Raw genomic sequence first — 5,043 nt, 5'->3', positions numbered from 1 at the left:
GCGCGCCCCGACGGGTTGTCGCGTCGGTCGTCGAGCGGTTCTCGTCGTCGGAATCGCGCGTCTCACCGGATTTCATGCTCGTCGGTCCTTCCTGTGGGGGTACATACTTTGTGTTCGGACGGCTCGCCGACTCGGCGCGATTCGGCCGCCGACGGACGGGGCCGTGACAACAGCTCTCCCGGGAACGCGCGGTTCGGACGCTTTTTGGGGCCGCGGCCGGTAGTAACGGGTAGATGATCTCCAAGGGCTGTGAACAGTGTGCCAAGGGCGGCAAGATGGTGCTGTTCGTCTACGGCTACTGCGACCAGCGGGACTGCTTCTACTGCCCCCTCGGAGAGAACCGGAAGAACGTCACCGACGTGTACGCCAACGAGCGGAAGGTGGAGTCCGACGAGGACGTGATCGAAGAGGCCAAGCGCATGAGCGCGCTCGGCACGTCGATCACCGGCGGCGAACCGCAGGAGGCGATGGCGAAGACGACCCGGTACCTCGAACTGCTGAAAGACGAGTTCGGCGAGGACCACCACACGCACCTCTACACCGGGATCACGGGCGGCCGCGAGAACATGCGCCGCCTCTCGGAGGCGGGGCTCGACGAGATCCGCTTCACCCGCCCGTAGAGATGTGGGGAGACATGCACGGCAGCGAGTGGGAGGAGATCCTCCACATCGCCCGCGAGGAGGGCCTCACGCCCGCCTTCGAGATCCCCGGCATCCGCGCGGAGCCGGAGTTTCTAGAGTTCTTAGACGAGGGCGCGGCCGAGTTCTGTAACATCAACGAGTTCGAGATGTCCGACGGGAACTACCGCCGGATGCAAGAGGAGGGGTTCGAGCTACAGGAGGGCCACATGTCCGCAGTCGAGGGGTCGAAGGACGACGCCATCCTCGAAGAGATGGCGAGCCACGAGAAGGTGTACTTCTGTACCTCGGTGTTCAAAGACGCCGCCCAACACCGGAACCGCCTGAAGCGGATGGCGAAGAACATCCGCCGCGAGTTCGACGAGGTGACCGACGACGGAACCTTAGTCTACGGGAAGGCGTTCGCCGACGCCGAGCGGTTCGAGGCGCTCGGCGTTCCCGAGGAGTTCTACACCGCCAAGTCGAACCACGTCGAGGTCGCGTGGTGGCTCCTCGAAGAGATGGTCGAGGACGGCGACTTGGCGGAGGGCGAGATCGTCGAGCAGTACCCGACCGTCGACGGCACCGTCGTCGAGCGCACGCCCGTCGCCTGACGAATTCGAACCTCCCGATCGGCGCTTCGTAACCGCGACCGTTGTCGTCTTCGTCGCCCGCCGATACTCCGCCGCCAGTGGGGACACGAACACTCTCGAAGCCCCAGCCACTCGGCTGTACGTGGCTGATCCCGTCACGACCGAGACCGCCGAAGCCCCAGCCGCGAGGCGGGCGCACGCTCGGTGCGGTCCTCGCTCGTTCGCTTTGCTCACTCGCTGCGGTCCTACCGTCGCCTGCGCCCGCCTCGCGACTGCCCCTTCGAGTCCCGCCCCTCCGGAAGACGTTCCTGCTCGCTTCGCTGCGCGGGCTGCGACTTCCGTGCTCCCGCTCGCTTCGTCGCCGGCGGCGAAGCCGCCGGCTGCCCGTGGCGCTCCGCGCCACGCTGCTCGCGGGAACGTACAGAACCGCACCTCATACCTCCCCAGCCTCGTCAGTCGCCGTCGCTCCGCTCCGGCGACTGACTCCCTCGCGGGCTGGCTCGCGGCCGCCGAGGGCGGCCGCTCGCAGGCGCGCCACTGCGACGGTAGGATGTTCCCTGCCAACGAGGATCATGATTTAACTCGGTTCGGCGCGTACTCGCGCGCATGGCCACCGAAGAACCCGAATTCGCCGACGTGAGCATCGGACAGACGGTGTACGACGATTCGGGCGAGGAGCTGGGGACCGTCCGGGGGGTCGACGACGACGGCTTCTACGTCTCCTCGCCGGCGGGGACGGAGTCGCTGCCGCTCACTCAGGCCCGCGACGTGTTCGGCACCGCCTACGTGATGTGGCGCTGCTGGAAGTGCGGTGAGATGGGCGAAATTAGCGGGGAGCTTCCCGCGAACTGCCCGAGCTGCGACGCGCCCCGCGAGGAGTTGTACTACTGGGCGGAGGACTGACCGGGCCAGAGATAGCGGTCGGTGTCCGGGTCGTCCGGCGGTCCGAAATCCGCCCGTTCACGATCGGGCGTCGCCGTCGTCCGGCTCGTCGTCCACCTTCTCGCGGAGCCGTTCGACCTCCGCCTCCAACTCCGCGACGCGGTCGGTGTCCACCTCCTCGTCGTCGGCACGCAGTTTGAGGAACACCACCACCCCCACGATGACGACGAGGGGTACGCCGAACAGGAGGGCGAAGACCACGAGGAGGATCAGTAGCTCCGGGCCGCCGGGGACGCCGCCGAACGCGAGGACTGGCGAGATCATGGGCTACCCACTCGACGACGTGACAAAAACGATCGGGGCGGTGGCCGCGTCTCCCGCCCCGCTCTCACGCCGCGTCGACGAAGTCCCCGAGGTTCGCCTGAAGTCCGGCCGCGAGCGTCGACTTCCGGCGGAGGCGCGCCAGCGAGACGGGCAGGTGGTCGGCGACGCCGCGGACCGCCTCGCCGAACGTCTCGGCGGTCCCGAGTTCGCCGTCGAAGGCGTTTCTGACGGCCTCTCGGACCTGCCAGACGCCGACCGGTCCCCAGTAGTCGTCGGAGACGTGCCTGAGGACCAGGGCCTTCGCCTGTCGCCCGCGGTCGTCGAGGTGTTCCAAGACGCCGAGCCGGGCGGCGTAGTAGGCCCCCGCGGTCTCCTCGACGTAGCCGGTGCGCCCCTCGCGGCCCTCGCTCGCGGCCGCGAGGTACACCCCGGCCTCGGGGTCGGGGTTCCAGATCGAACCGGGCGATTTCATCTCGACGAGCTCGTACTCCCACTGCCCCGGAACTAAGATCACCCAGAAGGCGTTGCCGAGGTACTCGTTGCGGTGGACCTCGACCCCGTCGACCGCCGGATTCGACCGGATGGAGCCGCGGAGGAACTGCCCGACCGTGTCGTCGACGGCCGTGATCGACCAGCGCGTCGGGACGAGCCGCCGGTTCTCTCCTCGGCCGAGCGCGCCTGCCGAGAGGATCGTGTTGATCTCGTACACGTCGAACCCGCGGCGGTAGAGGTACGTCATCGCGCCCTCCGCGCGCCAGTCGTCGTCTTCGAGCGTCTTCTTCACCGGTCGGGGGACGTGCGGGTTCTCGCCGAGGTCGGCGGTCCGGGCCGCGGCGCGCGGGCCCGTCGGCGTCTTGATATCCTCCGTGCCGACCTCGAAGTCGAGGTCGGGTCGCCCGTCGAGTCCGATTTCCACGTCGACCGGGCGGTCTGCGATCGCGACCTCGCGTTGGACGCCGAGCCAGCCGTTCCACGCGTCGTGGACGCTCTCGGCGGAACCGCTCCCGCCGCCGACCGATGTTGCTCCGCTCGTCGTGCCCGCGTCCGCCACGTCGACCCCGCGGGTCGAGTTGAGCAGGCTCGTCCGGCGATCGAACACGTCAGTGATCGAGACCCCCTCGTCGTACCACGCCGCGGAGGTCTCGAACGCGGCCGCGCGCTCCTCGCGGCCGACCGGTGAGAGCAGCCCGGTCGAGACGTTCGGGTAGTCTGCGCGGCCGACGAAGATGGAGGGCGAGACGCTGCCGACCACGGCGTCGTCGGAGACGTGTTCGTCGAAGCGCCGCTCGAAGGAGTCGAGGTGGTCGAGGATGCCGTAGTCCTTCTCGGCGGCGAGTCGCCGTCGCTCGGCGCGCTCGTTCGCCTCGAACTCGATGAATTCGTCGAGCCGCATTCGGATCGGCGTTGGCGGCGCGGCGGCTTGAACGTTGCTGGCGACCGGAGGAAACGGGAAACGCGAACGGACCGCGCCGAGCGGAGCGGCGGGACCGGGCCGGAGCCGGAAGGCGGTCGGCGCGGCGAAACGCGGGTCGGCCGACGCCTAACTGTGGATGCCCATCGCTTCGATCTGCTCCTGATACCGGTTTCGGATGGTGACCTCGGTGACTTGGGCCACGTCGGCGACCTCGCGTTGGGTCTTCTTCTCGTTACACAAAAGCGACGCCGCGTAGATGGCGGCCGCGGCGTATCCCGTCGGCGACTTCCCGGAGAGCAGTCCCTGTTCGGCCGTCGTCTCGATGATCTCGTTGGCCTTCGACTGGACCTCCTCGCTCAGTTCCAGCTCCGAGGAGAACCGCGGGACGTACTTCTTCGGGTCGACCGGCCGCATCTCTAAGCCGAGTTCTTGGGAGATGTACCGGTACGTTCGGCCGATCTCCTTGCGGTCGACCCGCGAGACCTCCGAGATCTCTTCGAGGCTGCGGGGGATCCCTTCCTTGCGGCAGGCGGCGTAGAGGGCGGCGGTGGAGACGCCCTCGATGGAGCGGCCGCGGATCAGGTCCTCGTTCAACGCCCGTCGGTAGATGACGGACGCCACCTCGCGTACCGATCGCGGGACGCCGAGCGCCGAGGCCATCCGGTCGATCTCGGAGAGCGCGAACTGGAGGTTGCGCTCGCCCGCGTCCTTCGTCCGAATCCGCTCCTGCCACTTCCGCAGGCGATGCATCTGCGACCGCTTCTTCGAGGAGATGGAGCGACCGTACGCGTCCTTGTCCTTCCAGTCGATCGTCGTCGTCAGCCCCTTGTCGTGCATCGTCTTCGTCGTCGGCGCGCCGACGCGCGACTTCTCCTGTCGCTCGTTGTGGTTGAACGCGCGCCACTCCGGGCCGGGATCGATCTGCTCGTCCTCGATGACGAGTCCCGTCTCCTCGTGTATCAGTTCCCCGTCGGCCGTCCGGGTGAGATCCTCCGGATCGAAGTCCTCGGGGTCCAGCTCATCGACATCTTCGACATCCTCGACGTCGAACTCCGCTTCCTCGGCGTCCCCGTCCCCCACGCGCTGCCGGTCGTGATCCCGTTGCCGGGTGGGCCGTGTCATCGCATTTATATGCTATCGAAACCGTTTAACTTAAAAGTTCGTTGCCATGTGAGTGAGTAACACGCGAATCGCCGCGGTCAGTTCGACGGCG

The 5,043-nt window shown here is 67.6% G+C and carries 4 protein-coding genes and 1 pseudogene; 2 read left to right on the top strand and 3 right to left on the bottom strand.

Going from position 1 to position 5,043, the window contains the following annotated elements; genetic code table 11:
* The first annotated feature begins 233 nt into the window (after positions 1-233).
* Positions 234-1,231 (top strand): annotated as a pseudogene (locus BN903_RS12055) (radical SAM protein).
* Positions 1,232-1,816: 585 nt separating this feature from the next.
* The gene (locus tag BN903_RS12050; RefSeq protein WP_048077962.1) at positions 1,817-2,113 is read left to right on the top strand and encodes a small CPxCG-related zinc finger protein; all 297 of its coding nucleotides are present in this window, start codon (positions 1,817-1,819) and stop codon (positions 2,111-2,113) included.
* A gap of 57 nt (positions 2,114-2,170) precedes the next feature.
* Here BN903_RS12050 and BN903_RS12045 read toward each other — a convergent pair whose 3' ends face one another.
* The 3 genes from BN903_RS12045 to BN903_RS12035 form a co-directional block, all read right to left on the bottom strand.
* Positions 2,171-2,416 (bottom strand): hypothetical protein, encoded by a 246-nt coding sequence (locus BN903_RS12045; protein WP_048077961.1) that lies wholly within the window; start codon positions 2,414-2,416, stop codon positions 2,171-2,173.
* A 64-nt stretch (positions 2,417-2,480) separates the two neighbouring features.
* Positions 2,481-3,809 carry a DNA repair protein NreA gene (nreA, locus tag BN903_RS12040; protein ID WP_048077960.1) on the bottom strand — a complete coding sequence of 443 codons (1,329 nt, stop codon included), beginning with the start codon at positions 3,807-3,809 and terminating at the stop codon, positions 2,481-2,483.
* A 147-nt stretch (positions 3,810-3,956) separates the two neighbouring features.
* On the bottom strand, positions 3,957-4,952 hold the full coding sequence (locus tag BN903_RS12035; protein WP_048077959.1) for a transcription initiation factor IIB family protein: 996 nt from the start codon (positions 4,950-4,952) through the stop codon (positions 3,957-3,959).
* Between the last annotated feature and the right edge of the window lie 91 nt (positions 4,953-5,043).

The sequence above is a fragment of the Halorubrum sp. AJ67 genome, assembly GCF_000513435.1.
The sequence above is the reverse complement of the archived record's forward strand: the minus strand, read 5'-3'. Positions and strand labels throughout refer to the sequence as shown.